The sequence below is a fragment of the Streptomyces sp. PA03-1a genome, from assembly GCF_033792805.1.
Lineage (GTDB): Bacteria > Actinomycetota > Actinomycetes > Streptomycetales > Streptomycetaceae > Actinacidiphila.
In genome coordinates this window covers 1-4,091 of the sequence record NZ_JARAVO010000408.1, presented here as the reverse complement: position 1 = coordinate 4,091, position 4,091 = coordinate 1, and the positions used below count along the sequence as shown (strand labels likewise).

Below are 4,091 nucleotides of genomic sequence, written 5' to 3'. Positions count from 1 at the left end.
GTGCCGGTGGCGGGCCGGGCGGGGCCGTTGGCGCCGGTCATCGCGGGGTTGCTGGTGCGGGAGCCGGAGCGGCGTCTGTCGGCGGCGGAGGCCGAGCGGATGCTGCGGGCGAGCGCCGCCGAGACCGAGACCGCCAGCGTCCCCCGCGAGAGCCTCACCCTGTTGCACACCGCGCCGACCGCCGTCGTCCGGCCCCCGGCACCGGCCGCGCAGCCCGCGCCGTCGCCCGCCCCCACGGTCCCCTCGGGGGTCCCGGTCCCGCCGCCCGCCCCGGAGCGGCGTCGCCGCACCGGCGTACGGGTGCTGGTGGCCGTGGCGCTGGCCGCCGCCCTCGCGGGCGGCGGGTTCTACGCCGCCGAGCACTTCGGCAGCGCCGGCGGCGCGCAGGGCGACGGGGCGCGGCCGAGCCATTCCGCGACGTCGTCGCCCCCCTCACCCTCCTCGCCATCCTCGCCCGCACCGTCCGTGCCGGGCCCGTCGCCCGTGCCGGCCGGCTACCACCTGGCGGAGGAACCGGACCGCGGGTTCTCGGTCCCGGTGCCCGACGGGTGGACCCGCAAGGTCAGCGACGACGGCCAGCAGGTCATCTACGTCGACCCGACCGGTCTGGCCGGCATGCGGATCGGCACGCTGGACTACGCGGCCAACGACCCGCTGGAGCACTTCGAGGAAGAGGAACAGCAGACCATCCCCAAGCTGCCCGGGTACGAGCGGCTGCGCATGCAGAGCACCCGCTGGCGCGAGCGCCCGGCGGCCATCTGGGAGTTCAGCTTCGAGGGCAAGGCCCGCGACTTCCGCGCCATCGACCTGGGCTTCGGGGAGCCCGGTGAACGCGAGTTCGCCGTCTACCTCTCCGCGCCGACGGCTCAATGGGGTGATTTCCGGCCGGTCTTCGACAACGCGGTGGCCGGACTCGTCGTCCACGACTAGCACACGTCGGGGCCGGGGTGGGACCACGGCCCCGAGTCAGGGATGATGGAGGTCTCCATCCCCCGGTCGCCGACAGCAGGCGATGAGGGAGCTTCATCTTCAGCGACGGCAGAGGGAATTCATGGGCCAGGCGCACGACACCGACCAGCGTCTCATCGCCGACCGCTACCGTCTCGGCGCCGTCCTCGGCAAGGGCGGCATGGGTACCGTCTGGCGGGCCGTCGACGAGACGCTCGGTCGCACGGTCGCCGTGAAGGAGCTGCGCTTCCCGCACAACATCGACGAGGACGAGAAGCGCCGCCTGGTGACCCGCACCCTGCGCGAGGCCAAGGCGACCGCCCGGATCCGCAACACCGGGGCCGTGACGGTCTTCGACGTCGTCGAGGAGGACGGCCGGCCCTGGATCGTCATGGAGCTGGTCGAGGGCCGCTCGCTGTCGGACGCGATCCGCGAGGACGGACCGCTCACGCCCAAGCGGGCCGCCGAGGTCGGGCTGACCGTCCTGGACGTCCTGCGGGCCGCCCACAAGGAGGGCATCCTCCACCGCGACGTGAAGCCGTCCAACGTCCTGATCGCCGACGACGGCCGCGTCGTGCTCAGTGACTTCGGCATCGCCCAGATCGACGGCGACCCGTCGGTCACCTCCACCGGCATGCTCGTCGGCGCTCCCTCGTACATCTCGCCGGAGCGGGCGCGCGGCCAGAAGCCGGGCCCGCCGGCCGACCTGTGGTCGCTGGGCGCCCTGCTGTACGCCTCGATCGAGGGCCGGCCGCCGTACGACAAGGGCTCCGCCATCGCCACGCTCACGGCGGTCATGACCGAGCCGCTGCGCACCCCGCGCAACGCGGGCCCGCTGGCCGACGCGATCCAGGGGCTGCTCAACAAGGACCCCGAGCTGCGGCTGGACGACGCGGGTGTGCGCCCGCTGCTCACCGGCGTCGCCCACGCGCCGGACGTCCCGGTCGCGGAAGCCACGCGCACCATGCCGCTGCCGCCCTCCGACCCGCAGCCGACGCCCACCGACGCGCCGCCGGCCACCCGGGCCGCCGCCGCCGACCAGGCGGCGCTGCGGGCCGCCAAGGCCAAGCCGGAGCCCGAGACCGCCCCGGCGGCCGCGGTCACCCCGGCGACCGCGTCCGCGCCGGTCGCGCCGGTACCGGTCCCCGCCCCAGCCGCCGCCCCCCGGGTGCCGCTCCTGGCCTCGCTGGACGAGCGCCGCCGCCGCGGACTGCTCTTCGCGGCGGTCGTGCTGGCCCTCGCGCTGCTCGGGACCGGGATCGGGTTCTGGGCCGCCCAGGGCGACGACGACCCGGGCGCCAGGCAGCCCGCCAAGCCGCCCGCCTCGGCGAGCCCCAAGTCCGGTGACGACGGCGTCCAGGACGGCAAGGGCGGCGACGACCAGGGCAAGGGGAGCGAGGACGGCTCCGGCAAGGGCGGCGACGACAAGGGGAACGACGACAACTCCGGCAAGGGTTCGGGCAGTTCCTCCTCCGGGTCCTCGGGCGGCTCCGGCAGCGGGAAGGACGGCGCCGCCGCCGTTCCGGCCGGCTGGAAGACCTACACCGACTCCGAGGGCTTCTTGATAGCGCTGCCGGCCGGCTGGGCCGCGAACAAGGAGCGGGCCGGCAACGGCTGGATCTTCAACGCCCGCCACAGCCCCCGGGTCCAGGTCGACTACACCCACAGCCCGGGCAAGAGCGCGGCGGACGCCTGGCGCCAGAACGAGTCGGGCACCGCGGCCAGGTTCCCCGGTTACCAGCGGGTGTCCATAAAGGACGTGGACTACCGCGGCTACCGCACCGCCGCCGACTGGGAGTTCACCTACACCTCCGGCGGCACCAAGATGCGCGCCGTCAATCGCGGCTTCGTCGTGGACGACAGTCACGGATACGCCATCCTCTTCATCGCGCCGGACGCCGGGTGGAACGGCAAGAAGACCACGGAGATGCGTGAGGCGCTCTACAAGACCTTCAAACCGGCCAAGTGACGCCGCTCGAGCACGTATCGTGAGTCATTGCGGACTGTCCGCATCCAGAACGGATCGGATCTGACGCTTTGGGGAGGCGTCGTGGACGACTACGCGGGACGCGTACTGGCCGACCGCTACCGCCTGCCGCGGCCGCCCGCCGACGAGTTCGAACTGGTGGAGACCCGGGCCTGGGACACCTTCAGCAACCAGGAGGTGCTGATACGCCAGGTCCTGCTCCCCGAGGTCGTCAGCGCCGAGCCCGAGCCCCAGCACGGTGACGGCGGGGACACCGCCCGCCGGGCCCTGGAGGCGGCGCGGGCCGCGGCCGCGATACCCGATCACCCCCGGCTGGTGCAGGTCTTCGACATCTTCGTCGAGGACGGCAGCGTGTGGATAGTGAGCGAGCTGGTCGCCGCCCGCCCGCTCGCCGCGGTCCTCGCCGACAAGCGGCTCAGCCCGTACCGTGCCGCCGAAGTGGCCTCCGACGTGCTGACCGCGCTGCGCGTGCTGCACACGCAGGGCTGGGTCCACCGCAACGTCACCGGCCGGACCGTGCTGGTCTGCGACGACGGCCGGGCGATGCTCTCGGGCCTGGCCGTGGGCGCCGCCCAGGAGGCGCTGTGCGGGTACAACCCGGTGCCGGTGCCCGCCATGGCCGGGGGCGGTGAGGCACCCGGCGGCAGCTGGGACGGCCCGCACTCCGCGCTGGAGCTGGAGCGCGCCCGGCAGGCCCGGCTCACCGTGGTCGGCCCGGTCACCGAGCGGTGGGCCCCGGAGCAGGCCACCGAGGTCCACGAGAACTGGCAGCTCGCCCCGCCGGTCGGCCCGGCCGCCGACCTGTGGGCGCTGGGGTCCCTGCTGTTCCGCAGCGTCCAGGGGCATCCGCCGTTCCCGGAGGAGAGCACGGCGGAACTGGTCCAGCTGGTCATCGCCGAGCCGCCCGCGTACGCCGAGGAGTGCGGCCCGCTGCGGCCCGTCGTGGAGTCCCTGCTCCGCCAGGACCCGGAGGAGCGGCCCGACGCGGAGGAGCTGCGCGGCTGGCTGCGCTCGCTCGTCCGGTCCGCGCCCGAGCCGGACCTGGGGCTGAGCACGGTGCCCGTGCCCGCCGACGATCCGCACAAGCTGCCGGTCGTACGGCGCCGCGGCGAACTGGTGCGCCGCCGCAAGGCCGCCGCCGACCCCGTACCCGCCC

General features: G+C 74.5%; 3 protein-coding genes. All 3 read left to right on the top strand.

The features are described from left to right. A partial coding sequence (locus PV341_RS44085; protein ID WP_500360874.1) for a serine/threonine kinase C-terminal domain-containing protein occupies window positions 1-930 on the top strand: 930 nt, incomplete at its 5' end. 121 nt (window positions 931-1,051) lie between these two features. Next, window positions 1,052-2,917, top strand: coding sequence for a serine/threonine-protein kinase (locus PV341_RS44080; RefSeq protein ID WP_500360872.1), 1,866 nt, complete (start codon window positions 1,052-1,054; stop codon window positions 2,915-2,917). 81 nt (window positions 2,918-2,998) lie between these two features. After that, window positions 2,999-4,091: protein kinase domain-containing protein (locus tag PV341_RS44075; RefSeq protein ID WP_500360870.1), on the top strand; the 1,093-nt coding region annotated here is incomplete at its 3' end.

What these genes read in the sequence shown, in the direction of transcription:
- PV341_RS44080 (WP_500360872.1), top strand. Translation starts at nt 1,052, where the DNA reads ATGGGCCAGGCGCACGACACCGACCAGCGTCTCATCGCCGACCGCTAC.